Genomic DNA, 26,172 nt, shown 5'->3' on the forward strand with positions numbered 1-26,172 from the left:
AGTGGCTTTTCGAAACACATGTGGCTTCTGCGTAAATTACTGATGGTTAGCGGCCGCCCAGCAACGACATAAAACGGTCCAGATGCTTCTCCAGCCTCTGCTTCACACGCTTAGTCTTAGACACAGCATCCTCACTACTAGGATCGCCACCAAAGATCGGCATCTTCACCTTGATGAGGGAAGTGAACTTGCCAGAGATTGTTCGGCGTCCCTCCTTCAGAGCACGGTTGACTACGCGCTGAGTCTCCTCAGGATCTAGGTTTTCATCCCGCACAATTTCGTCTTCTTCACGGCTACGACGCTCAGTCACGTAGCGGTTGAAGTGCTCGTAGACGTCTCCGGGGTTCGGGGTGTTCCTATACTCCTTGGAGAAATCCGTGATGATGTCGGCGCTAGCGCGTAGTTCGCTACTACTGTTGACGGCACGTTCGATGTCCTCGGTGGCGTCGCTGTTAGATTCGTGTGCTGCCTCGATGAGAGCCAGGATGTAGTCGACACCGATTTCCTGTTGCTTGACCAGCTCAGTGAGGAAGTGGACATTAGCGAACAGGTCCACGTCATCGGTCCGGTCCTCGCCCTCGTCGGTTCCTTCTTCCCGAGCCTTACGCATCTCACGAATCTCGTCGTAAATGTCGTTATAGACACCGGTGTAGCCCTGCATGTCGTAGTCGCTGATCAGCTCATCGCCGCCGTCACGGATGAACTCGTCATGCACGCGCAGCTCCTGCCGCAGTTCAAGCACATCGTTCATGAGCTTGATGTAGCGGGCCTTCTCTTCCGGAGTGTCCACGGTAATGGAGCCGCCCTCATCCATGCCGAATTCTTCACGCAGCGTGGTGACCGCTTCGCGGTACTCCTCGAAAGCTTCCTTGTAGGGTCGGGTGAACGCGATATCAAGGGCAGACTGGCCGTCGCTGTTTTCGGTGTCGCCGAAGAGGGTGAAGGCGTCCTTGGTCGCCTGTTCCAGGTCGCGGAAGCACACCACGTTACCGGAGCGCTTCACCGAGTTAAAGATTCGGTTGGTACGGCTGTACGCCTGCACCAGCCCGTGCATCTTCAGGTTCTTATCCACCCAGAGGGTGTTGACAGTCTTGGAGTCAAAACCGGTCAGGAACATGTTCACGACAATGAGCAGGTCCAGTTCGCGCACCTTCATGCGGCGGGAGACATCCTTGTAGTAGTTGTCGAAGGAGTCACCGTCGGTGCTGAAGTTCGTGCCGAACATAGTGTTGTAGTCTTCGAGGAAGCCGTCCATGCGGCTGCCGGTGTCCCCGGTGGGGAATTCGTAGTTTTCTCCCTCACCAAAAGTATCAATCAGCTGTCCGCCGTTACCCTGCGAGTAGATGATGGCAACCTTCAGCTTCTTGGCAGGGTCAAGCACACCCTCAGCAATGCGTTCTTCCTGCAGGGTGTTAAGGGCGTCGTAGTAGGTACAGGCAGCGTCGATGGAGGAGGTTGCCAGGATCGAGTTGAAGCCGCGCACGCGCTCTACGTAGTGTTCGGTCACCTTGTTGATGGTGCGGCTCTTCTTCAGATCGTAGTCACGTTCTTTCTGGTTAGTCTTACGGTCGTAGTTATCCAGAATGTAGGTGGCGATAGCCTCGATACGTTCAGGGCTTTCAAGTACTGCCTTGGCCTTGGCAAGCTTTTCAAGTTCCTTCGCGTCGGGGGTTGCGGCGCGTTCAGCAGCAATTTCCTCGGCATAGACACTCTCTTCAAGGCAAGCAAAGGTAGGGCTGGTGTTGGTGTATTCCAGGTGGAAAGGCAACACGTTCCCATCACGGATAGCATCCACGACGGTGTAGGTGTGCAGGCATTCACCAAAGACCTCACCGGTGGTGGTGCCGGGGCCGCCTGCGGAGTTTCCATCAAAGATGGGGGTGCCAGTGAACCCGAACATGCAGTAGTTCTTGAAATACTTCTTGATGTTGGCGTTCATCTGGCCGAACTGGGAGCGGTGGCATTCATCAAAAATGATGGCTACACGCTGGCCGTAGACGGGGTGCTTGGGTTCGGCGTTAGTGAGGTTAGACAGCTTATGAATGGTGGTGACCACAATGCTGGTTCCTCGGTCTGCCAGGCGGTCGCTCAGCTGACGAGTGCTGCTACTGGAGCTAACAGAGTCCGCCTGGAAGTTGTTGTACTCGAGCATGGTCTGGTAGTCGAGGTCCTTACGGTCCACGACAAAGATGACCTTCTCGACAAGCCCGGTTTCTGCCAGGCGGCGCGCGGTCTTGAAACTGGTGAGGGTCTTACCGCTACCGGTGGTATGCCAAATGTAGCCACCGGCCTTTTTAGTGCCGAAGGTCTTATCACTGTTCTTGGACTTATCAGCGGTTTTAACGCAATTAATAATGCGTTCAGTCGCCGCAATCTGGTACGGGCGCATCACCAGCAGATCCTGATCTACCGTAAGGATGCAGTAGCGGGTCAGGATGTTCGCCAGAGCGTTCTTAGCCAGGAAGGTGCGAGCAAAAAGCATCAGGTCGCTGATGCGGTTGTTCTTGGCGTCAGCCCAGTAGCTGGTGAATTCGAAGCTCTTGCCTGCCGAACCGCCCGAGGGATTCTTACGGCGGACCTCCTGTAGGTCTTCAATGTGCTTATGGCGCACGGTGTTGGAGTAGTACTTGGTTTTTACACCGTTGCTGATGATAAAGATTTGGGCGTATTCGAAGAAACGGTGGGTGTCTTCCTGGAATCCGGCGCCCTGGTAGCGTTCAATCTGCTGGAAGGCCTCCTGAATACCAACGCTACGCTTCTTCAGCTCGATATGAACCAGGGGCAGGCCGTTGACCAGGATGGTCACGTCATAACGGTTGCGCGTCTTACCGTTGGCAGCAGGTACACGGTACTGGTTAACAACCTGCATGCGGTTGCGTGCGGGGTAGACGGCGTCGATGAGCATGATGTTGCGCAAAGTGCCGTCATCAAGGCGGAAGTCGATGAAGCGTTCTTCCTGGATGAGCTTGGCCTTCTCCAAGATGCCATCGTTAGAGCGGGCAAGGTGCTCGGTGAGCAGACGGTCAAACTCTTCATCAGTAAAGTGGAAACCACTGTTGGGCCCGTAGGCGCCTTCTTCAGGGCGGGTATTGAAACGTTCAAGCTGTTCACGCAGATTACGGATAAGAGCAGTCTCATCAGTCAGGTTCGACAGATACTCATAGCCCTGATCCCTAAGGGTATCGATAAGTTCAGCTTCAAGCTGCGCTTCAGTCTGCAGGCCTTTACGCTTTTCGTTAGCCTTCGCCCACTCATCGTAGTGGGGGGCTTCGGTACGGTCACCCAAGACGGTGAAGGTATCCGAGCTGAGGATGCGTTCAGTGAATCCCTCGGTAGGGTGGGAGTAATCAGGTACGGTTTCCACGGGGGTGCTCCTTTGCATAGATGGGTTGAGTGCGTGGATGCTTGGGCTCAGGGTTGGTGATCCCGGTTTGTTGAGTGTGGTTGAGGTATGTAGTTGAGGTCTAGCGGCCCGTGCAGGGGTGGTGGGTGACCACTACCCCTGCACGGGGTTCGCGCGTGATGCGCAGTTTGATGCGCGGGTGGCTACTGGTTTTCGCCCTTGCGGGGGAAAGAAAGTAGCTGGTCGCGGTAGTACTCGTACTGGCTGCGACGCGCTGCGAGCTCTGCGGGTAGACCCTCGGAGAGGCTGCTGGTTAGGGCGTCGAAACGGTCAAGAATATCGACAATGCGCTGCTGCTCTTCCAGAGATGGAAGGGGAAACTCAAACTTCTTGAAACGCTTCATATCCACGCTGGCAAAGCTAGACTGCGTAGTATTTGCAAGGCACCAACGATCCAGAACAAACGAGTAGTAGTAGAGGAATTTAGGCAACAGAAGGCTCTTGAACTCTTCCTTAGGGGTCAGAACAGTGAACCTCTGATTGCACAGAAAATCTACGTTAATCAGCGCATGCTCACCAATCGTTGCAGAAGTCGCCACAATGATTGAACCAGCAGGGAACATCCCGCCCTTTTTCAAAGCGCTTTCATGAACAGACTGCAAAGCTTCTGAAAGGACTCCGCCATTTTCACGAATATCTTCCATGCGGAACCACGGAACAGTTCCGTTCTCCCAATAGCTGCTATTGGACTTAGACGGGGTGTAACCATTACGGGTGGTAAACAGTTCCTCTATCGAGTAGAACTTGACCGCTGGCTCGGAGAAAGAAGCCAGGAGCAAATCCCGGTAGTACTCGTATTGCAGAGTACGCGCTTCCAGCTCCGCTTCCAGCTCCGCTTCCAGCTCCGCTTCCAGGTTCGTGAATTTGTCGAGAATTTCAACAATCGCTTCCTGGACCTCCATGGGAGGAACAGGAACCTCATGTTTAACGACAACACTCTTCTTGATAGAAGGCACTGCGCCAGCACCCATCGACCATGACATCAAGTCAAAACCAGATAGGACATAGTAGAGAAATTTAGAGTTAATAACGCTACGAGCAGTTACTGCCATAACGTTATTATCCACAATTGATTTCTCGGTCAGAATCCTCTTCTTATTTGTTGCAATCGCAGCACCAATCTTAGGAAAGATTATGGATTCAGGCTGAGCGAGCGACGCACGCATCTCTTCAGCTGATTCAGCAGATACGTAATTGTTAGAAGATGTCATAAACATTTCGTTACCAGGCAAGTTCATATCACTCACCTTATAAAACGGAATATTATCTTCTGCACTCTTTTCATTTCCCTGGTATTTAACCGGAAAAACATATCCTGACGTTACATCAGCAATTTCACCCAGCGGGCGGTACTCTACCCCGTCCGGGCAGAGCTCAGCCACCAGGCGGTCAATATAATTCGTCACTTCCGCCACGACTACTCGCCGCCTTCCAAGCGCGCCACAATAGCGTCAATCTCCACGCGCAGCTGAGCCTGACGAGCCACAATGTTCTCAATACGGGAATTCAGCTCAACAATATCCACGCGCTCACGCGTATCCTCCGGCTCAACCCAGCTCGACACCGCCAGGTTCGCCTCCTGCTCCAGCAGCTTCTGCACCGGAACGAGAGCTGAGAAATGCTCACGCTCCTCACGAGTTGCCAGCACATCAAGAATCTTCTCACGGTGTGACTTACCCAGAATGTTCTGGTTCTTGCCCTTATCGAAGAGCGCAGATGCATCCACGAACAGCACCGAATGGTCCTTGCGGCGGCCCTTCTTCAACACCAGAATGCAGGTGGCGATGCTGGTTCCGTAGAACAGGTTGGAGGGTAGCTGAATCACAGCGTCTACCCTGTTCTCTATCAGCAGGTACTCACGAATCGTGCGCTCTGCACCGCTACGGTATAGTACACCGGGGAATTCAACGATAGCGGCCGTACCTGCCTCATGAAGGGATTTGAGCATGTGCATCGTGAACGCCAGGTCAGCCTTCGATTTAGGCGCCAACACACCCGCAGGGGCGTAACGGTCATCGTGCTTCAGGGTCGGGTCATCATCGCCCTTCCACTTCGTCGAATACGGAGGGTTGGAGACAATCGCGCCAAAGGGCTCTACAAACTTAGGGTTTTTGCCGTTACGGTGCTTCGGGTCAATTAGAGTATCACCGTGCGCAATACTGAACTCATCCACCGGAACGCCATGTAGCATCATGTTCATGCGGCACAGGTTATAGGTGGTCAGGTTAATCTCCTGGCCGATAAAACGCAGGCCCTTCGAGTTCTTACCCAGCTCACGCTTGAACTTCAACAGCAGTGAACCTGAGCCACACGCCGGGTCATAGACGCTACGGATCTTATCGGCGTCACGGCCATCCATGGCAATCTTCGCCAGCAGCTCCGAGACTTCCTGCGGAGTGTAGTACTCACCGCCACTCTTACCCGCATTCGCCGCATACATGCCCATCAGGTACTCGTAGGCGTCACCGAAAGCATCGTTCTCGCTATCCTCGTAACCCTTACCCAGGTTCATGCCCGCCACAGCGTCCATAAGCTTGAGCAGGTTCTCGTGACGAGCCGCCGGGCTCACACCCAGCTTGTTCGAGTCCAGCACAAAGTCGTCGAAGAGGCCCTTCACATTCTCTTCGGATTCGGTACCGCGTGCCGATTCCTCGAATGCCTTGAACACGTTCGCCAGGGTCTCGTTCAGGTTCTGGTCCTGACGTGCCTTCGCGTATACATTCGAGAACAGCTGCGAGGGCAGCAGGAAGAAACCACGTTCACGAAGAACTACTTGCCTACCTCCCTCATTACAGTCCTCATCTTTGAGCTCTACGAAAGGGCCCTTGAGCGTGTAATTCTCATCGATAAAACGTGCCTGGCTCTCAGAGAGGTAACGGTAGAAGAGCATGCCCAGTACATACTGTTTAAAGTCCCAGCCGTCTACCGAACCGCGCAGGTCATTCGCAATACGCCAAATCGTGGAGTGCAGCTGAGCACGCTCGGCGTTACGGTTACGGTGCTCGTCAGTGGTAGCGGAAGAATCCGTAGACTGCGTCGTCATAGGGGCGGTCAACCTCTCATTAGTTATCGTTTCTAGCCGAAGAAACGTCAAAAGTTCGGGACCCGTACGGTCCCGGTCGTACACATGCGCGGTGCGGGTTCAGAAGCTCTGCTCGGTGGGAGCATTCGTAGCTTCCACAAGCCGTTTCGTACCCGGCGGCGCGAACTCTTTCAGTATACGGGTTTCCCCGACCCCACACTCACCGGTTCGTCATTATGGACCCCACCCCGCTTAACGGCGAAAAGCCACATGTGTTTCGAGAAGCCACCAAAGGTGGCTTTTCGAAACACATGTGGCTTCTCAGCGTAAGTCAGCGTAGAGAAGTATTTACGCCTCCGAGGGTTTCGCACCGGTCAGGCGGTACGCCTTGTACACGCCCGTCACGTTGCGGACCACGTTCAGCACGTGCTCCAGCATGAAGCGGTCACCCAGCTCCAGGGCGAAGCGGTCCACCACGGTACGATCCTCCGAGGTGTGCACGCGCGCATCCAGAATGTTCACGCCCGACTCAGAAATCGCACGGATCAGGTCGCTCAGCAGGCTCTTACGGTCCAGCGCCTCCACCTGAATCTGCACACGGTACGTAGCGGTCGGCGAAGACGCCCACTCAACCGTGGTCACGCGCGGCTCCTCGTCAGCGTTACGCATGTTCGGGCAGTCACGGCGATGCACCGAAATACCGTTATAGCGGGTCACAATGCCGATAATGTCATCCGGCGGGACCGGGGTGCAACAGCGCGCAATCTTCGTCAGCACACCCTCAGCACCCGGCACAATCACGCCGTTATCGCCAATCGCCTTGCGGGTCGACTTCAGCAGCGTCTCGTCAAAGTCGCTGACCTCAACCTCGGGCGCCGGCTCGTCGCCGCGGTGCACCTCAACGAGGGTGTCAATGACCTGCTTCGGCGCGATCTCGTGCTCACCAATCGCACGGTACAGCGACGCCACATCATTCTTATGCAGCAGCTGAGCCACCTGAGTCATAATCTCCGGGCTCATCATCTTCTGCAGCGGCAGCTCACTGTTGCGCATGCTCTTGGTGAGCATCTCGCGGCCAGCGAGCAGCGCCTCCAGACGGCGTTCCTTCGCGAAGTACTGGCGGATCTTCGTGCGAGCGCGTGAGGAGCGAACGAACTTCAGCCAGTCCTCGCTGGGTCCGGCGTCTTCGTTCTTCGTGGTCATAATCTCCACGGTCGCGCCGGTGGGCAGGACCGTGTGCAGCGGCACGAGGCGGCCGTTGACCTTCGCACCGACGGTGCGGTCGCCAACTTCACTGTGGATGGCGTAGGCGAAGTCCACGGGGGTGGAGCCGTTGGGCAGGGCGATTGCCTCACCGTTGGGGGTGAGCACCACGATTTCGTCGGTGTCGAGGGTGTCAGCGAGTGACTCGTAGAACTTCTCCGACTCGGGGTTGGAGTTCGAAATCTCGGCAATGGACTGCAGAATGCCGACGTTCATCATTGCCGAGGTCTGGGTGCCCGGCTCCTTCGGGTCCTTCGCGGGCGCGCCGCCACGAGCTGCGACCTTCTCGCCGCGCGATGCCGCCTTGTAGCGCCAGTGCGCCGCCACACCGTACTCGGCTTCTTCGTGCATCTTGTAGGTGCGAATCTGAATCTCAAGCGGCAGGTTGCCCGGGCCGTACACGGTCAGGTGCAGCGACTGGTAGTTGTTGTTCTTCGGGTTCTTAATGTAGTCCTTGAAACGGCCAGTCATCGACGGCCACAGGGACAGCACGTGGCCGAGCACGGTGTAGCATTCCGCCTCTTCCTCAACCATGATGCGCACGGCGAGGATGTCGTTAATCTCGTCGAAGCTGCGGCCCTTCGTCTTCATCTTCTGATGAATCGAGTAGTAGTGCTTCGGGCGGCCCGTCACGGTCGCGTCGATGCCCACCTCTTTCAGGCGCTCGGTAATCTTGGTGCGTGCCTCGTTCAGGAACTTTTCGAGCGCGGGGGTGCGTTCGCCGACCATGCGCACCATTTCGGCGTAAATTTCCGGGCTCATGGCGGCGAAGGACAGGTCCTCCAGCTCCCACTTGATCGTGTTCAGGCCCAGGCGGTGCGCGAGCGGCGCGTAAATCTTCAGGGTCTCCTCCGCCTTCTTCGCGGCGGAAGCCTGCGGCACAAAACGCCAGGTGCGCGCGTTGTGCAGGCGGTCGGCAAGCTTGATGAGCAGCACGCGGATGTCCTTGCTCATGGACAGCACGAGCTTGCGGATCGTCTCAATGGAGGCGTTCTCGCCGTAGGTCATCTTGTCCAGCTTGGTCACGCCGTCGACCAGGTAGGCGACCTCTTCACCGAACTCTTCGGTGAGCTGCTCCATCGTGTAGTCGGTGTCTTCCACGGTGTCGTGCAGCAGGCCGGCGGCGAGCACGGGGCCGGTCGCGCCCATCTCCGCAAGAATCGCGGTCACAGCGACAGGGTGCGTGATGTACGGGTCACCGCTCTTACGCTTCTGACCCTCGTGGCAGCGGTTCGCCACCTCGTAGGCGCGCTGCAGCACCTGGATGTCTTCGTCCGGGTGGTAGCGGCGCACGGCACGTACAACCGGCGCAATCATCGGGGAGAAACGGATGGTGCCGCCGTTCGAGTCGGAGGCTTCCATCTTGCTGCTGCGGCTGCCGAAGACCAGGCGGTTCGGCACACGTCCGCCAGCAGCCATGACGCGGTGCGAGCCGCGTTTCTTCTTCGCATCAGACGAATCAGTTTCAGGCAGAGGAATCGGGCCAGCGGGCCGAACCGCGGGCTTCTCGGCGGTCCCTGCAGGGTTCTCAGCGTTGGTGTTCACGGCAGGTTCTGCACTCATTCCAGGCTCCTTCGGACTCAAGATAATCAGCCGCACACTCAGGTTCCTCATCGTTGAGGGCTATACCGGCCAAACCAGCCATCAGCAGGCTCAAACGCGAGCGCACAGTATCTTCACTTCTTATCCTACCCAGCGGTCTGGAACGCGCCAAACTATGCGACGTTTTAACACACCAGAGCGCGTTGTGTGGGAAATATTTGGGCACGCTAAAGGGGAGCCGACACCTTTCGGTATCGACTCCCCTATCGTTAGCAACGCCAGTAGCGCTGGCGGAACGCTGGCTAACCGTTCAGGTTCACGCGGTGAATCTCAATGGTTGCACGTGCCGGCTTCTTAGCGGGCTTCTCGGGTGCCTTCTCGTCCTCGGTCGCCTTGTCAGCAGATTCCTCAGACTTTGCGGACTTCTCAGACTTCGCAGCCTCGGCGGGTTCCTCCGAAGAGTCGCCCTCAGCCTCGTCAGCATCCTCAGCGTCCTTGAAGCTGCCGCTCTCCACCTTCGCGGTGTGCTCACGAATCTGAGCCTCACCCAAACGCAGCGAAGCATACAGCGGAGCAGACACGAACAGCGTACCGAACATGCCCACCAGAATACCCACGAATAGCGACAGGGACAGGTCCTGCAGAGTACCCGCACCCAGGATGAACGCACCAATGAACAGGATCGCGCCCACCGGCAGAACACCCACAATAGCGGTGTTAATCGAACGGACCAGGGTCTGGTTCACCGCCAGGTTAATCTGCTCGGCAAAGGTCGTGTCGCGGCGTTCCAGCACATCCTCGGTGTTCTCACGGATCTTATCGAACACCACCACCGAGTCGTACAGCGAGTAGCTCAGAATCGTCAAGAAACCAATAATCGCACTCGGAGTGATCTCGAAGCCGAACGCGGCGTACAGGCCAACCGTCACCACCACGGTGAAGAACAGGCCCGCAATAGACGCCAACGACATCTTCCAGGTACGGAAGTAGAACGCCATACCAATCAGCGCAAGCACCACAAACGCGACCAGACCCCAGAACGCCTGACGGGTCACATCCGCACCCCAGGTCGGGCCCACAAACGAAGAGGTCACGTCATTCTCAGAGACGCCGTAACCCTCCTGCAGAGCCGCCTTCACCTGCAGAGTCTCATCATCGCTGAGCTTGCTCATCTGGGCACGAATCGTACCCGGGGCAATATTGGTCACGCGAACATCCGAAGCGTCCTTCGCCTTCTCGTGAATAATGCGCTCACCCGTAGCAGTATCAACGTGCGCAGTCTTCGAGACCACGAACTCCGAACCGCCACGGAAATCAATACCCAGGTTGAAGCCGCCACCAACAGCCGGAATCAGAACCGAAACCGCCATCAGCACAGCCGCAAGCAGCAGCCACAGGCGGCGCTTACCCACGAAGGGGTACGAGCGGGCGCCCGAATGCAGGTCATTACCGAAGCGGGCAAAAGCATTAGGTTTCACATCGGTAGCCATGCTTAGCTCTCCTTCTTCTCATCAGAAGCAGACTCGTCAGCCTCAGCGGCAGCACGCTCTGCACGGCGACGCTCAGCAATGCTCAGCTGCTTCTCCTCCGGGCTGCGGAGGCGACCGGCACCACGGTACAGCGGCGTAGCGCCCAGCGACTCAGGCGACAAGCCCGAGTGGCGGTGACCCTCACCGAAGTAACGAGTATTCGCCAGCAGAGTCAGCATCGGGTGGGTGAACAGGTACACGACCACAAGGTCAGCAATCGCAGTCAAACCAAGGGTGAACGCGAAGCCCTTCACCGAACCGACCGACACCACGTACAGCACCACAGCAGCCAGCAGGTTCACAGCCTTCGACGCCAGAATAGTGCGGGATGCACGCTGCCAACCGTGGTTCACCGCCGACGGGATCGTGCGGCCCGCACGGATCTCATCACGGATACGCTCAAAGTAGACGATGAACGAGTCAGCCGTAGCACCAATCGCCACAATCAGACCCGCCACACCAGCCAGGGACAGGCGGTAGTTCAACGCCCAACCCAGCAGCACAATCGCCTCATACGAAATGATGCCAGCCACAACCAGCGACATCATCGTGACAAAGCCCAGCAGACGGTACTGGAACAGCGAGTACACGAACACCAGCAGCAGACCAATCAGACCGGTCAGCAGACCCACACGCAGCTGCTCCGAACCCAGGGTCGCAGAAATCTGCTGCTCCGACTGGATCGTGAAGCTAATCGGCAGAGCACCGTACTTGAGCTGATCGGCGAGAGCCTTCGCCTCCTGCTCGGTGAAGTTACCGGTAATCTGCGGCTTACCATCAGAAATCACTGCCTGCGACACCGGGGAGGACAGCACCTTGCCGTCCAGCAGAATCGCGAAGCGGGCACGCGGATCGTTTGCGTTCTGTGCACGAATCGCGTTCAGGCGAGAAGTAATGTTCTGGAACTTCTCACGAGCAGCATCGTTGAACTGAATGTTCACAGCCCAACGGCCCGTAGTCACGCCCTGACCGGTCGTCTCCTGCGAGTGGCTTGCAGTAGAAATATCGCTACCGCTCAGCTCCACAGGACCCAGAATGTACTTCTCCTGACCGTCAGTGGAACACGCCACCATCGGCTTAGTCGGGTCCGCACTATCGGCGTCCTCATTACGTGCCGCGGTGCAGTCCTTCGCCTCATACTGCTTGTACAGGTCCGCAGTAATCCAGTTACGGTCCGAACCGTCAGTCGGCTCCGCGGACGGCTTGGGCAGCTTATCGTCCGCAGTGCGGGCATCCTCAGCCACCGCAGTACCGGCACCGGCTACAAGAACCGGGCGGAACGTCATATTTGCAGACGCCTGAATCAGCTGACGAGTCTCAGCGCTAATCGTTCCGGGAACCGAAACAACCACGTTATTACCCGAGCCGAAGGAGGTGGTAACCTCCGCCTCCGAAACGCCGGCACCATCAACGCGCTGACGAATAATCTCAACCGCCTGGTTCAACTGCTCCTGGGAGACGTTCTCATCCGAAGAGCCATTGACCTTCGGAGAAAGAATCATCTGAGTACCACCCGAAAGGTCCAGGGCGAGCTTCGGTGCCCAAGAACCTCCCGCGTAGGTGGTGCCGAAAATACCGGCAGCCATAACAACCATGAGCAGGACCATCGAGAGGAGCGCCCCTCGCGCGGCTGCAAGCGGTGAACGCTTAGCCATAATGTTCCTTCTTCGTGTGAATAGTATTGAGTGTTCTACAGATTCCGTAACGCGAAAACCCGACGCCGCTCACTGGGCGCCGGGCTCATACGCGCTGAATTACTTAGCAGTATCAGAAGAGGTATCGGAAGCGGGAGCTTCGGATGCGGTAGCCTCGTACGCGTCCTCGGTCAGGGGCGCTGCGGGGGCTTCCTCCTCGACGACGGCCATAATCGCGTTCAGTGCCAGGGTGATAACAACACCGTCCGCAATCTGAAGCTGCAGCTTGTTGTTCTCAAGGTCAGTGCTGACAACGGTGCCGTAGATGCCGGAACCAGTCATCACCTGGGTGCCGGGGACGAGAGACTGCTGCATTGCGCGCAGTTCCTCCATCTGCTTACGCTGACGCTTCTGGGCGGAGAACATCATCCATGCCAGCAGCGCCATCATGGCAATCATAATCAGGAGGTTAAAATCCATGGTCTCACTTTCACATCCGCACCCGTGCCGCTCACCGCGAGGGTTGAGCGTACCAGAAGGTGTGGAATCGTAGATACAGTACGTATCCATCCTACGCGAGAGCATGAGCTTTAGCGCCCCGAACCAGCGTTTTTGTGAGGTTAACCTGAGTTTTGGACTCTCTCGGCGTAATTTTATGTCGCCGACAGAGCCGGGCAGAGCTCGATGGAGCCTGCAGAACCGGTAGAAGAGCTTGCCGCGCCTGCAGAAGAACTACCGCCCCTGCAGAAGAGATACCGGGGGCACAGAGAAGCCCGCGGGAGGTTACTGCCTCCTACGGGCTACTACAGTGTTATCAGCTGGTGCCGACCTAAAGCTGATACGGATCTAGAGCTGAATCTCCGGGGCTTCCAAGCCGAGGTGCTCCCACGCCGCGGGCAGAGCCACACGACCGCGCGGGGTGCGACCAATCAGGCCCTCACGCACCAGGTACGGCTCGGCAACCGTCTCCACGGTCTCCGTCTCTTCACCCACCGCAATGGCGAGGGTGGACAGACCCACCGGGCCACCGCCGAACTTGTGAATCAGCGCCTCCAGCACGGCGCGGTCCAGACGGTCCAGGCCGCGCGAATCTACCTCGTACATGTCCAGCGCGGTTGCGGCATCGGTCGCATTGATGCGGTCCACACCGTTGACCAGTGCCCAGTCACGCACACGACGCAGCAGGCGGTTCGCAATACGCGGCGTGCCGCGGGAACGACCGGCAATCTCGGTGAAACCCTCGGAGGTAATCTGCATATCCATCAGACCAGCGCTACGGCGCAGCACCAGCTCCAGCTCCTCCACCGAGTAGAACTCCAGGTGACCGGTAAAACCGAAACGGTCACGCAGAGGACCGGGCAGCAGACCCGCACGGGTCGTCGCACCCACCAGAGTGAACTGCGGCAGCTCCAGCGGAATGGAAGTCGCACCCGCACCCTTACCGACCACAATGTCCACACGGAAATCTTCCATCGCCATGTAGAGCATTTCCTCAGCCGGGCGGCTCATACGGTGAATCTCATCCAGGAACAACACCTCACCGGGAGTCAGCGAAGACAGAATCGCCGCCAAATCACCCGAATGCTGAATCGCCGGACCGGAGGTGATGCGCAGCGGCGCCTCCATCTCTGCCGCAATAATCATTGCGAGAGTGGTCTTACCCAGACCGGGAGGGCCCGACAGCAGCACATGGTCGGCGCTACGGCCACGCATCTTCGAAGCCTCCAACACCAGGGACAGCTGCTGACGCACACGGCGCTGACCCACAAAGTCATCCAGGGACTTAGGGCGCAGTGCCGCCTCAATCATCTTCTCTTCAGGCTCTTCTTCCATCGCCACCAGGCGCTGGGCGGGAGCTGAAGACGCCTGAGTGCCGGGCACCTGACCGGGAAAATACCCGCCGGAAACCAGGGACGCCGCGGGCTGCGGCTCATAGGGATTCTGGCTCATAGAATTCTTCTTTCACAAAAGTTTGAGTGGGATACGTCGAACAGGGCGCGCCGCTTAGTGGCGGCCCACCGTGTTCTGAGTACCCAAGGAGGCGAGCACACCACGCAGAGCCACACCCACCGGCTCAGTCTCTGCGGCAGGGTTGTGCTGCACGTAAGCGTCAATAGCGGCGGAAGCGTCCTTCTCGCTCCAGCCCAGAGAGGTGAGAGCGTCAAGCACCTGCGGCTTCCAGACAATGCCCTGGCTCAGCGGCAGCTCATCGGTCTGGCCATCGCTGAGAATCAGCTTGCCGGCAAGCTCCAGCACAATACGGCGGGCACCCTTCGGGCCAATACCGGGAACCTTCGTGAACGCCTTATCGTCACCGGTCGCCACGGCGCGCTCCACCTCAGCGGCAGTGTGAACGCTCAACACCGCCAGAGCAATACGCGGACCAATACCGGAAACCGAAAGCATCATATCGAACACTTCACGCTCGGCAGGCTCCGAAAAACCGTACAGAGTCATCGATTCTTCACGCACAATCATGGTGGTCAGCACGGTAGCTTCCTCACCGGTGCGCAGCTTGGAGAGAGTACGTGCGGTAGCGTACACGAGCATGCCGAAACCGTTCACGTTAATCACCGCATGATCAAGGCCCACCTGAGCCACACGACCGGTCAAGGATGCAATCATTTCTCTCCACCTTTCAACACCGCGCCCCGGATCAGGTTCGCGGCAGTGTGAGGGCACCGGGAACTCCGGCACCCACAGAACGCACTCCCCCAGTTCAACGGGGAGACACTACAAGTATATTAGAATATTTCTTCTGAAATCAAGCATATATTCGAACTTCTTAGCGAATATACGAGAGTCAGCGCGAGGGGCACCGGAGCCCACGACGGCACCTCTAGCGGCGAGCGCGCGCCTCCGCCTCCATCCAGGCGCGCTGCGCGGGGGTCAGCGAACCCGCACGGCGAGCCTTCGCGGGCCGCGATCCCTGGTGCGTCTGCGTCTGGGCCGACATGTTAATACCCGAACCGATGCCGCCGCCGCGCCAGCCGTGACAGATGGCGATGGCCAGCGCATCGGCCGCGTCCGCGGGCTTCGGCATGGCGTTCAAGCCCAGAATGCGGGTCACCATGCGGCCCACCGAGGCCTTATCCGCGCGACCGCTGCCGGTCACCGCCGCCTTCACCTCGGAGGGCGTATGGAAGAACACCGGCACGCCGCGCATCGCCGCGGCAGAAATCACCGCGCCCGAGGCGTGCGCCGTACCAATCACCGTGTTCACCTGCTCCTGCGCAAAGACGCGCTCAATCGCCAGGGCATCCGGCTTATAGGTGTCGAGCCAGTGGGAGGCGGCGTTGAAAATCCAGAGAATACGCTGGTCTAGGGACTCCGCCGGGATCGTGCCGGCAACACCCACGTTCACGAAGTGCGCCTTACGGTCGGCGGTCATATCGAGCATGGAGAAGCCGCAGCGGGTCAGACCGGGGTCAACACCCATGATGCGGGTTGCACCCGGCACACGCTCCACGGCAGCGGCAGTACGGTTTTCACGCATGCTATCGCGTGCGGCAGGTTGAGCGGCAGCCATCATCTCCCCTTTCGACAAACTCCCTATAGAATCTCTAGATTCTAGCCCTTCAGAATCCTAGCACCCGGTACCGGGGCGTGCCACGAACACGGTCACCGCGTAAACAATCACCACGAGAACAGTCACCGTGCGCCCCGCGAAAAGTACCCAGCACATCCCCAAAAAAGCCCCAGACGCTAAGAAGCCACTCCCCCAACCAGCCACCCTACGGCGGCTCGGTTAAAGGAGCGGCTTCTTCAAGCATCAGATATCAGAATCCGAGTGATTACTCAGCTTCCAGCTCTGCCATAACCTCGTCAGAGACGTTAGCGTTCGAGTAGACGTTCTGAACGTCGTCGAGCTCTTCAATAGCGTCTGCCAGCTTCAGGAACTTCTTGGCGCCCTCGGCGTCCAGGTCGACCTGCATGGTCGGGCGGAAGACCGGGTCGTCGTTGTTGTACTCCAGGCCAGCCTCGTCCAGTGCCTTACGGATCTCGGGCAGGTCGGTCGCTGCGGAAACAACGGTGAAAATATCGCCCTCGTCCAGAACCTCTTCGGCACCTGCATCCAGAACAGCCATCAGAACGTCGTCCTCGGTCAGACCGTCGGTCTTGGTGACCTCAGCAACGCCCTTACGCTCGAACAGGAACGCAACCGAACCCTGGTCAGCCATGGTGCCGCCGTTACGGGTCACAGCCAGGCGAACCTCAGACGCTGCACGGTTACGGTTATCGGTCAGACACTCGATGTACAGGGCGGTACCCTGCGGGCCGCGTGCCTCGTACATAATCTCGGTGTAGTCGATGGTCTCACCGGTCAGGCCGGCGCCACGCTTGATAGCGCGGTCGATGTTGTCGTTGGGGACGGAGTTCTTCTTCGCCTTCGACACAGCAAGGTCAAGAGCGGGGTTACCGGCGATATCGGCGCCACCCATACGTGCCGCAACCTCAATAGCCTTAATGAACTTCGCGAAAGCCTTCGCGCGCTTAGCGTCGATAGCAGCCTTCTTGTGCTTAGTAGTCGCCCATTTAGAGTGACCGGACATTCGTATCTCCCTTAGTCAAAACCTCCGTGCGGACACGGCGAAACGTCCCACGCACCGTACTGTACTCACATAACTATACCGTAGCGGAGGCGCACACCACCTCAGAAAGTGCACGCCACCACCAGGAATAGGCTAGCGGGGGCGGGACGCAGCCGAAGCGCGCGCCTTCTCCACCAGCGAGTCGTCAATCGTGTTCGGCGTGAACTCGCCAAACTTACGCTTAGCCGCCTGCTCAATCAGGTAGTCCGAAATCTTCGGGTTCTTCGGCAGCAGCGAACCGTGCAGGTAGGTGCCAATCACGTTGTGCACGCGCGCACCCTCATACGCATCGGTCACGTTGTTGCCCTCACCCTTGGTGACGGTAGCCAGCGGGGTGCAGCCGGAACCCAGGTAAGTCAGGCCCGAGTGGTTCTCAAAACCAATCACGGTGCCGAACTCCTCAGACTCCGCAACAATATTGCCGATCAGGCGGTCATCGCCGCCGACCGTGTGCGCATCAAAAATGCCGATACCCTTCAGCACCTCACCCTCACGGGTGCGGAATTCCTTGCCGAACAGCTGGTACAGGCCACAAATGACGAGCATCGGCACGCCAGCCTCAGCCAGCGAGCGCAGCGTATCACCGTTCGCGTGCAGGTCATCCTGAATCACGGACTGACCGGAGTCCTGACCGCCACCGCCCAGAATAATGTCAACATCTTCCGGGAAAGGCTGACCGGGGTTGTGGTCCAGAATCTGCACGTCAAAGCCGTGCGCCTGCGCGCGACGAGCCAACGCCAGAGTGTTACCCCAGTCGCCGTAAATGTTCATGTCGAGCGGGTACAGCTGCAGAATACGCAGAGTCTTACCGTTATTGGGGCCGGAGGCGGGGGTGCCCTCAAAAGTGTGAGTTGCCGTCATTAGGAGACCCTCTCAACGTCAGTGATCTTTGCAAGCTCTTCACGCAGAGCCAGCATTGCGGTGTAGGTGCAGAAAATACGCATGGGCGCAGTACCACTGGAAGCAATAAACTGCTTGAGCGCATCAGCGAGGTTCTCGTTGACCTCGTCAACCTTCACGCCGTCATGCTCCAGACGCAGCGCCATATCCCAGGCACGCACACCCGAAACCATCTGCACGCCGGTCTTCTGCAAGCTGTCGAAGTCAACATCCCACAGCCAGGACACGTCGCGACCGTCAGCGTACTGGTCGTTAATCGTGATCATGGTGGCGTAGTCGTCAGCGTTCGCGCTCGCCAGGGACAGGCGGAAACCGCTCGGGTTCTTCACCAGCAGCAGCTGCAGCGGGCGGCCGTTCACGTTCAGAGTCTCACCGCGACCGAAGGCGGGGGTAATCTTCGCCAGCTCGGCGATGAGCTTATCTTCGTTGAGCTTCTCGCCCATGACGGCGCGGGTCAGCGCCATAGCGCCAGCCGCGTTGAAGATGTTGTAAATGCCGTAGAGGTTAATCTCGCCGACTCGCTCCACACCCGCCAGGTCGAACGTAGCGGAGGTGCCGGAGAACGCGGTCAGGGTGACGTCAGCCTCGGGCAGGGTTGCCTTCGCGACAGTGCCGCCGCGCATCTCATCATCCGAGGGGAAGTACGAGCGCAGGGACTCATCCAGACCGTAATACTTGACGGTCACGCCCGGTTGCACGTTCTCAGCGAGGGAGCGGATGCGCGGGTCCTCACGGTTGAGCACCACGGTACCGGTCGTTGCGGAGGCGACAGTCGCCAGCATGCGGCGGGTCGTGTCAATCTCACCGAAGCGGTCCAGCTGGTCACGCAGAACATTCAGCAGCAGAGCGTAATCGGGCTTGACGGCCTTGACGAAGTGCACGGCGTGCGCCTCGTCCAGCTCAAGCACAGCGATATCAGCGTCAAGCTTGCCGCCGAGGGTCATCTCGCCCAGCAGTGCCGCGGCGACACCGCGCACAAAGTTCGAACCGGTGCGGTTAGTGAAAACCTTCAGACCCTGAGCTTCAAGCAGCTGCACAGCCATCTTCGTGGTGGTGGTCTTACCGTTCGTGCCGGAGACAACAACCACACCGTAGGGCAGCTTCGCGAGCTCTTCAGCGACGAAGTCGGGGTGCAATTTTTCCATGACAAGGCCGGGGAAGGCGGAGCCGCCGCCGCGAAGCTTAGTCGCGGCGCGTACGCCCTGGCCGAGAAGACGAATGAGGGGTTTGGACATGCTTACCATTTTAGTACACGCACGCCAGCGGCTGAATGGCCCGCCGGGCTCGTTCGCTCATGCCGGACGGGGCGGGGTGCGGGGGTATTAGAACAGCGAGCCCTGCACCCTCACCCGCGTGAACTCCTGCGCCGGCTCCACCAACACGTTCCGCCACGCGGCAGTATTCACCAGGAACGCCGCGTCAGCATCGCCGGTGTGGGCACTCAGAAACTGACCCGCCGCGCCCGTGCAGAAGAAACCAGCCGCCCCGTCCTCGGTACCGGAATCGCCCAAACCAGGATCACAGGGCGCCAGCGGTTCGGGCGATTGCGCGCGCAGAGCCGCATACGGACGGTTCATGGCGAGCGACGGAATCCACGGCTCATCCAGGGCGGTGAGCGGCACCTCCGGCTCGGTGCGTGCCAGTTCGGCGAGCACTTCGCGGGCGCGGGCGACCGCCTCCTGATGGGCAACACGAAGCTGCGCGCCGGGCAACGGGTTCGTCCAGGCGCGGTACTTGCTCGCCACCTGCTTGACCTGCGGAATCTTCGCGAGAGCGGTCACGGCGTCCTCGGCGCGGCGAATAGCAAGCCCGTCGGGTGCGAGCGCAATGTAGGTGGCGGTGGCGACCGCCTGCTCGTCCAGGCGGCGCGGGGTCGAATGCAGGGAGCTCGTGCCGACCTTGTGCGTGCCGTCCGGGAAAGTCGCGATGTAGAGGCGATGCTCCAGCATGGCGTAGGCGCGCATGGATTCGGTGAGCGTTCCGGGGTACAGGTGCGCGCTGTGCAGGGCGGTAAATTCGTCGCGGGCGGTACAGCGCGGGCACTGCTGGCCACGCTGGATGCGGGTGCCCTCGGGGCAGGGTACGCGGCGGATTCCCGCGGATTCGGGGGCGGCGTCATTGCTCGTGCCGGTGGTGTAGCCGGCGCAGTAGCGGTAGAGTTCCCCCTCGCTATCGCGCGGAATACGCAACCCCAGGTAGGCGCCGGGAGTCAACGGAATCTGGATGCGAACCCCGCTCGGAACGCCACGCTGCGCGGGGCTACTTTCCCGGTTAGGGGCGCTCTCCCCCGTCATATGGGGCGCCCCCGCCGCTTGAGATGCCCGGTTATGAGCTCCTTCAGCGACCCCGCCGGGCACGACCGGTTCCACCTCAATGAGCGGGCGGCGGTTGGACCAGCGGATCTGCCTCCAGATGAGTAGCTGCGGTGCGCCTGCGGAATCACCGGCGGCGGGCGCAGCACTAAACTCGTCGAAAGCAGTCTCAAGCAGGTTGGGGTAGTCCATAGCATTCCACTCTAGCGGGTCTGGTACATCTAGTGCTGGCAAATCTAACGGCTCTGGCGGTTCGCGGCACGACCGGCGCGCTCGCCCCCACACGCATCTGCCACGCGCATCCGCAGAACACAAAAAGAGGCCAGCGTCCTTCACGCTGATCCGCACCCCTCGCAGTGTTGCCGTGCGTTCACGCACGGCGGGGTGGGTTCTCAGCTGAGGCGCTGACCTCTGTGGTTGAGGCAGGGCGCTTACCCTGCCAAGCCCGAAAGCGATCGGTGACCGCTATTTTTCGGTGAGCTATGCGGTGTTTCTGGAAGCCGGAAGCTTCCCAACAGCGTCGCTGCATTTAAAACTTTGCCATATCCAATGGACATAACATCATTCAAATACGCGTCGACTGCCTAATCTACGCATTTATGAAGCAAATTTTTTCTGCACTGGTTTGCAAATTGAAGCAATGAGTGCAGATTCGCAAACTCACCAAGCCTCTCAACCGGCGCACCGGGCCATCTAGCTGAGGCGGGCAAACCCCTCCGCAATGGCCACACGCATATCGTCCAGCGTGCGGGACATAGTCTTGGTGTGAGCGATAATCGGCAGGAAATTCGTGTCTCCACTCCAGCGCGGCAGAATGTGCTGATGCAGGTGATCAGCAATGCCCGCGCCGCCAACCTTGCCCTGATTTATGCCAATGTTGAAGCCGTCATTATGCGACACCTCGCGCAGAACCTTCATGGCAAGCTGCGTCAGCTGCGCAATCTCCATGGTTTCTGCCTCGGTCGCATCGTCGTAGAACGGGATGTGGCGGTACGGGCAGACCAGTAGGTGGCCGGGGTTGTACGGGTAGAGGTTGAGAATCACGAAGGCATGCTCGCCGCGGTGCACAATCAGCGACTCCTCGTCACTGCGGCTGGGCGCAGTGCAGAAGGGGCAGGTCTTCTCGGTGTAATCCTTCTGGCCGCCGCTCACGTAGGCGGTGCGGTGAGGGGTCCACAGGCGCTGGAATTGGTCCGGTGCGCCGGGCAGCTCGAAGGAATCCTGCACCGAGGCTGCGGTGCCGTGCTCGGGGGTCGTGTTCTCGCTCATAGTCCCATTCTATAACCCACACGCGGCAACAGGAACGCCCCGTCCGTCATGCGTGCCAGATATGAGATAACTCCCCCGGCAGCGCGCTTAGCTGTGCTGCTTTTCCAGGTGAATGATGCGGGTGGCACCCTCAAAGGTCATGGGGAAGCTCAGCACGCCGTCCTCCATGACGAATTCCTTGGTTTCCTTATCGGAGGCGTACGGTGCGTGGCTCAGCTTCGCGTGGTCCACGTGCGAAATGTAGCTGAAGTTGCCGGTCTTCGCCTCGAAAGTGCCAGCCCAGAAGGGGGTTGCCAGCTCTTCGTGGTTCAGGTGGTAGGTGACCTCGATAATGCCGTCGTGAATGACTGCGTCCATGTAGTTCTCAAGGTTGGTAGAGTCCTGCTGAACCCAGGTGCCGTCCATGATTTTCTGCGAGCGCGCAACGGCTGCCGAGGAAGGCATGGGCGCCGCGGTGTATGCGGTCTGTTCCTGAGCATCCGGCGTATAGCTACCGGCACCCGCCGGCGCGGGGGTCTCAGTAGGCTGGGTCGCAGCCGGGTGAATCGACGGGTCATGCGAGGCATTAACCGCCGCCTTAATTCCGGTGCTGTCATCGCCGGGGGCGGAAACGGCACTAGGCTCGACGGTTTCAAAAGCTGCGGGGTCAACAACCGCACTTGCGGAGGCGTTATTCGGTGCGGGTGCACACGCGGTGAGAGAGAGCGCGCCGAGTAGAGCGAGCGCGCCCAGAGTGGACTTAGGTACCACGAACGTGTCCTAACAGAGTATGTGTTTGAGTGAGTTTGTGAGTTGAGTGGTGCCTCCCCGTGAGTGAGGTGGGGATACGACGACACCCCGTAGCGCATTGAGGCTACAGGGCGTTCGATAACCGGCACGGTAGATAGTTTATAGGCTCTGGCTAGGAGTTTCACCAGTGGCGGCCATTTTTAAAAGATAGTTTGGTCACATTAGATCTTAAGTTGAGGGGTTTTTCGCGCACACGAGCCCCAATTTGCACTCTCCACGGGCTAATTTTGCCTCGACAAGGCGAAATATCCCGCACGGTGGCGTGGGCGGCAATTTTCTTGCCTTCGTCTTGCCTTCGCGTGGGCTCGGCACCCAAACCCACCGCTTCAATAAGTATGCGGTGTGGGTTTGAGCGCCAAGCCTCAACTGAACTGTTATATCTGCGCTGCTATCTGCGCTACCGCAACCGAGCCGCTACAGCCCGGTTACTGTCCGCAGGGTATTTGCGAGCGGACTACTGCTTGCGGGAACGTAGCGAGAACTTCTCACGAATAATCGTGAACGTCTGGCGGGTCTCCTCCAGCAGGGCGACCGGCTCCTGCTCGCGCACCGCAACCTCATGAGATGCCGAGGAGTCGGCAGGTTCACCAGCCCGCGCGGCGCCGGGCGCGGTGTTCGGGGTAGCCTCCGCAGAAGCTGCCGCAGCAGCACCCGGAGCGCCAGGAGTACCAGGGGCAGTAAAGCCCGCGGCGGCGCTGAAACCGGCGCGGTGTGCCGCCTCCGCATCCGAAGGAACCGGGTGCACACCGTCTTCATCCACGACCTCACGCAACGTGTAGTCGCGGGCTTCACGGCGCGCATACTCACGAGCCAGCAGGGCACGCAACTCAGAAATCTCCTGGCGAAGATCGTCCACGTCAGCCTTGGTTGCGGGGTACTCCTGCTCCTCCCTGCCACCAAACTTTTCGATAATCCAGCTCGCGAGCGCACCGGTAGCAACCGCGACCAAGCCCCCGCCGTACAGCATGACGATCACGGCGATGACCCTGCCGATACCGGTGACCGGGTAAACGTCTCCGTAGCCGACCGTGGTGAGGGTCGTGAACATCCACCAGTAGGCGGTGGGCAGGTCACGAATCATCGCGCCCGGCTCGGAGGACTCCACCGAATAGATCGACAGGGCAAACATGATGATGAAGATCGCGGTGTATCCGAAGAGCTTCACCGCCAGCTCTGAGAGCCTCTTATATTGGCGGTTGGCGGTCATATAAATCATGGAGAGGAAGCTGACAATACGCCACGCGGGCAGCAGCACAATCGCCAGGTTCATCAGGTTATGCGTGATGAAGTAGAGTCGCCGCGGCGCCAAGTACAGGCGAATGCAGTAGTCGGCGGCGAATAGGCCCCACAGGATCATCTGAATGATGTTGAGGTACGCGTCGTACGGCTCCTGAATGCGTGTGCTCATGATGGGCGCGGCGAACGCGAGCAGGTACAGTACGGACGCCACGAACATGGGCGTGGAGGAGCGTTCCTCCCACGCCGCCAGGTTCTTCTCGCCGCGGTACTTGCTGAGCGTGCGGAACAGGCGGGTGCGCGGGGCGCGACGCGGCGGGTCCGTGACGGTGCGGGTGACCGTGCGAATGGTCGTGGTGTGCGTTTCGGGTTCGCCCGCATCGATTATCTCGGCGGCATCATCGGGGTTGCCCTGAGTGCCTGCTTTCGGGGAGCCCGTATTCGGAGTGCCAGCTTTCTGGTCGCCCTTGCCGTGCGGGTGATGCGTGGTGCGGGTGATGCGACGCTCCTCGCGGTGCGTACCGTCCGGCGCGTCGGTGGTGGCGTATTCTTCGACGACCTCTTCGTAGTCGTCGGGGTCCAGGTCGGTGGAGTAGACGGAGTGGGTGCTGTCCAGGCGGGCGCTATCAATCTGCACGGCATCAACCTGTACTGCCTCCATGCCGGGGGCGGTAGCCTCTGCGGGGCTACTTGCTGCAGCACTAGTTTTGGCGGCACTGGATTCTGCCGGTGCCGACTGGGTATAACCAGCCTTCGTGGTATTCTCAGCGGCGGCTTCAGATGCGGTAGTTTCAGATGCAACAGTTTCAGGGCGCGCAGACGCACCCACCGGGCTGTTCCCCGGAATATTGCCCGAGGTATTCCCCGAGGTATTGGGTGCTGTGCCGTTCTTTACCGTGTTGTCTGTCTGGTTCTGTTCTGCCTTATCCATAGTGTGAATGATACTCCACGCCGTTGCGTTTGCGTTTCTATTTCGTTGCACTGTGACCTTGTGCTGTGACCTTTGGGCGGCGGTCTTTACACCGCGGTTTTGTGCACGATACTGTGTCGAAATCGGGCGGCGGTTCGGTTGCGGTGGAGAACCGTTCGGGTGCGAAGATGACGGTGTATTGTGCGGGTGTGGATCGTAAGGAGCGTAGTGTGCCTGCGGGTGGCCGCGTGTTTGTGGAGGATTTGGGGGTGCGTGCTTCGGCGGGTTCTCCCCTATTTTGTGGTGTGGTGACTTCTGATAGTACTGCTAGCTGGAATGTTACGGCCCTCGGCGGGCGTGCCTAAGAGCAGCTGCGGCGCTAATAAAGCCTGCACAAGGGAAAACAGGCACCTCTGGTAACGATTATCTTTTGTATTAGAGGTATATTAAGAACGGACTACCCGCCGTTATTAACCAGCCGTTATCAATCAATGGAGATACACCGATGACCGCTCAGTCGCCTGATACCACTGAGGTTGAACTTCCCAAGTTCTACGAATTCATTCCCAGCATTCTTGCTTACCTATCTGACGGCAACTCCCGCACCAATAAAGAGATTTATAGCGCTGTAGCAGAGCGCTACCCGCTTTCTGACGAGCAGCTACTACCCTACCTGCCGAACGGCAAGCGTCCCGTCTATGTGGACCGCATTAGTTGGGGCTTGACCTATCTCAAGATGTTCGGTGCGGTTGATTCCCCTCGCCGCGGTCAGCAGGTTATTTCTGACGAAGGCTTGAAGCTGATTGAGGCTCATCCTGGGGGCATCCCCGATGATGTCGTCGCGCATATCGTTCGTTCCGCCCGCAGCACGCGTGAGCGTTCCCAGTCTGATAGTTCCGAGCAGGACCCGCAGGAAACCCCGAAGACCGCTACCAAGACTGTTGCCGTCACGACTGCACCCTCTGAGGTGTCTGATAGCACCCCGCAGGAACTCATTGATGAAAGCATCACTCAGATTGAGTCCGCGCTGACGCACGATATTTTGGAACGCGTCCGCGCAATGTCTCCGACTGCTTTTGAGCATCTGGTGGTGGATGTTCTGTTGGCGATGGGCTACGGCGGCCCGGCAGGACGCGGCACCGTTACTCCGGCTTCCAATGACGGCGGCATGGACGGAATCATTGACCAGGATGCGTTGGGTCTTTCAAAGATTTATGTCCAGGCTAAGCGTTACGCCAAGGACAATGTGGTGGGACGCCCTGCCCTTCAGAGCTTTGTGGGCGCACTGCATGGCAAGGCAACGCAGGGAGTGTTCATCACGTCGAGCTCCTATACGTCTGACGCACGCGGCTATGCGGAGGAACTTGGTGGCGGAGTTTCCCTCGTTCTGATTGATGGTGAGCACCTGGCGCGCCTCATGATTAAGTACGGTGTTGGCGTACAGGTGGCACGCACGTACACCATCATGAAGCTTGATGAGGACTTCTTCGACGAAGCCTAAACGTTACACAAGCGTGGGGTGGAAAGCATGTAGCTTTCTGCCCCACGCTTTCTTTTGGGTTAGCCGCTGGAATGTTACGGCCCTCGGCGGCCGCGCCTAAGAAAAACTCAAACCGGATTGTGGGAGGTGGGCGCGCCTCCACAGATACGCTCGAGCAACCCCGCACGATGAGCATAATACCCCCGGGAAGCCCGCCAACACGCGGCACACCCCGCCGCTCGCTTCGGTGTAAAACCGACACCCCGTATGGTGACAAGTAGTCGCCAAGCT

19 protein-coding genes are annotated in these 26,172 nt (G+C 58.8%); 2 read left to right on the plus strand and 17 right to left on the minus strand.

Annotated elements, in window-relative coordinates; all coding sequences use genetic code 11:
* Positions 1 to 46 precede the first annotated feature (46 nt).
* From HMPREF2765_RS04005 to HMPREF2765_RS04085, 17 genes are all read right to left on the minus strand, one after another.
* Positions 47 to 3,364 (minus strand): type I restriction endonuclease subunit R, encoded by a 3,318-nt coding sequence (locus tag HMPREF2765_RS04005; protein WP_052265074.1) that lies wholly within the window; start codon positions 3,362 to 3,364, stop codon positions 47 to 49.
* A 182-nt stretch (positions 3,365 to 3,546) separates the two neighbouring features.
* The gene (locus tag HMPREF2765_RS09360) at positions 3,547 to 4,818 is read right to left on the minus strand and encodes a restriction endonuclease subunit S (protein ID WP_083303615.1); all 1,272 of its coding nucleotides are present in this window, start codon (positions 4,816 to 4,818) and stop codon (positions 3,547 to 3,549) included.
* A gap of 2 nt (positions 4,819 to 4,820) precedes the next feature.
* Complete coding sequence (locus HMPREF2765_RS04015; protein WP_044150405.1) at positions 4,821 to 6,446, minus strand: type I restriction-modification system subunit M; 1,626 nt, start codon at positions 6,444 to 6,446, stop codon at positions 4,821 to 4,823.
* A 327-nt stretch (positions 6,447 to 6,773) separates the two neighbouring features.
* Positions 6,774 to 9,251 (minus strand): RelA/SpoT family protein, encoded by a 2,478-nt coding sequence (locus tag HMPREF2765_RS04020; RefSeq protein WP_070604343.1) that lies wholly within the window; start codon positions 9,249 to 9,251, stop codon positions 6,774 to 6,776.
* A gap of 281 nt (positions 9,252 to 9,532) precedes the next feature.
* Entirely contained in the window at positions 9,533 to 10,720 is a 1,188-nt protein-coding gene (gene secF / locus HMPREF2765_RS04025; RefSeq protein WP_070604345.1) for a protein translocase subunit SecF, read from the minus strand.
* Between the two features lie 2 nt (positions 10,721 to 10,722).
* Positions 10,723 to 12,414: a protein translocase subunit SecD gene (gene secD, locus HMPREF2765_RS04030; protein ID WP_070599942.1), complete on the minus strand. Its 1,692-nt coding sequence runs from the start codon at positions 12,412 to 12,414 to the stop codon at positions 10,723 to 10,725.
* A 99-nt stretch (positions 12,415 to 12,513) separates the two neighbouring features.
* Complete coding sequence (gene yajC / locus HMPREF2765_RS04035; RefSeq protein WP_044150403.1) at positions 12,514 to 12,873, minus strand: preprotein translocase subunit YajC; 360 nt, start codon at positions 12,871 to 12,873, stop codon at positions 12,514 to 12,516.
* A gap of 366 nt (positions 12,874 to 13,239) precedes the next feature.
* Positions 13,240 to 14,226: a Holliday junction branch migration DNA helicase RuvB gene (ruvB, locus tag HMPREF2765_RS04040; protein WP_172855776.1), complete on the minus strand. Its 987-nt coding sequence runs from the start codon at positions 14,224 to 14,226 to the stop codon at positions 13,240 to 13,242.
* A gap of 171 nt (positions 14,227 to 14,397) precedes the next feature.
* Positions 14,398 to 15,018, minus strand: coding sequence for a Holliday junction branch migration protein RuvA (gene ruvA / locus HMPREF2765_RS04045; protein ID WP_005505871.1), 621 nt, complete (start codon positions 15,016 to 15,018; stop codon positions 14,398 to 14,400).
* A gap of 214 nt (positions 15,019 to 15,232) precedes the next feature.
* Positions 15,233 to 15,889: a crossover junction endodeoxyribonuclease RuvC gene (gene ruvC / locus HMPREF2765_RS04050; RefSeq protein ID WP_049353273.1), complete on the minus strand. Its 657-nt coding sequence runs from the start codon at positions 15,887 to 15,889 to the stop codon at positions 15,233 to 15,235.
* Between the two features lie 298 nt (positions 15,890 to 16,187).
* Positions 16,188 to 16,946 carry a YebC/PmpR family DNA-binding transcriptional regulator gene (locus HMPREF2765_RS04055; protein ID WP_049342025.1) on the minus strand — a complete coding sequence of 253 codons (759 nt, stop codon included), beginning with the start codon at positions 16,944 to 16,946 and terminating at the stop codon, positions 16,188 to 16,190.
* Positions 16,947 to 17,078: 132 nt separating this feature from the next.
* Positions 17,079 to 17,846, minus strand: a complete 768-nt coding sequence (locus tag HMPREF2765_RS04060; protein WP_070604346.1) for a type 1 glutamine amidotransferase — start codon at positions 17,844 to 17,846, stop codon at positions 17,079 to 17,081.
* Positions 17,846 to 19,129, minus strand: coding sequence for a Mur ligase family protein (locus tag HMPREF2765_RS04065; RefSeq protein ID WP_070604348.1), 1,284 nt, complete (start codon positions 19,127 to 19,129; stop codon positions 17,846 to 17,848). The genes HMPREF2765_RS04060 and HMPREF2765_RS04065 overlap by 1 nt, the downstream gene beginning before the upstream one ends.
* 78 nt (positions 19,130 to 19,207) lie before the next feature.
* Positions 19,208 to 20,389 (minus strand): hypothetical protein, encoded by a 1,182-nt coding sequence (locus HMPREF2765_RS04070; RefSeq protein ID WP_049342028.1) that lies wholly within the window; start codon positions 20,387 to 20,389, stop codon positions 19,208 to 19,210.
* 501 nt (positions 20,390 to 20,890) lie between these two features.
* Positions 20,891 to 21,466, minus strand: coding sequence for an HIT family protein (locus HMPREF2765_RS04075; RefSeq protein ID WP_049342029.1), 576 nt, complete (start codon positions 21,464 to 21,466; stop codon positions 20,891 to 20,893).
* 87 nt (positions 21,467 to 21,553) lie between these two features.
* The gene (locus tag HMPREF2765_RS04080) at positions 21,554 to 22,216 is read right to left on the minus strand and encodes a hypothetical protein (RefSeq protein WP_049345526.1); all 663 of its coding nucleotides are present in this window, start codon (positions 22,214 to 22,216) and stop codon (positions 21,554 to 21,556) included.
* 493 nt (positions 22,217 to 22,709) lie between these two features.
* Positions 22,710 to 24,422, minus strand: coding sequence for a potassium channel family protein (locus HMPREF2765_RS04085; RefSeq protein ID WP_070604351.1), 1,713 nt, complete (start codon positions 24,420 to 24,422; stop codon positions 22,710 to 22,712).
* A gap of 113 nt (positions 24,423 to 24,535) precedes the next feature.
* Here HMPREF2765_RS04085 and HMPREF2765_RS09175 point away from each other — a divergent pair, with 113 nt between their 5' ends.
* On the plus strand, positions 24,536 to 24,766 hold the full coding sequence (locus HMPREF2765_RS09175; protein WP_141744435.1) for a hypothetical protein: 231 nt from the start codon (positions 24,536 to 24,538) through the stop codon (positions 24,764 to 24,766).
* Between the two features lie 140 nt (positions 24,767 to 24,906).
* On the plus strand, positions 24,907 to 25,902 hold the full coding sequence (locus HMPREF2765_RS04090; protein ID WP_070604353.1) for a restriction endonuclease: 996 nt from the start codon (positions 24,907 to 24,909) through the stop codon (positions 25,900 to 25,902).
* Positions 25,903 to 26,172: the final 270 nt, after the last annotated feature.

The sequence above is a fragment of the Rothia sp. HMSC062H08 genome, from assembly GCF_001810775.1.
Taxonomy (GTDB): domain Bacteria; phylum Actinomycetota; class Actinomycetes; order Actinomycetales; family Micrococcaceae; genus Rothia.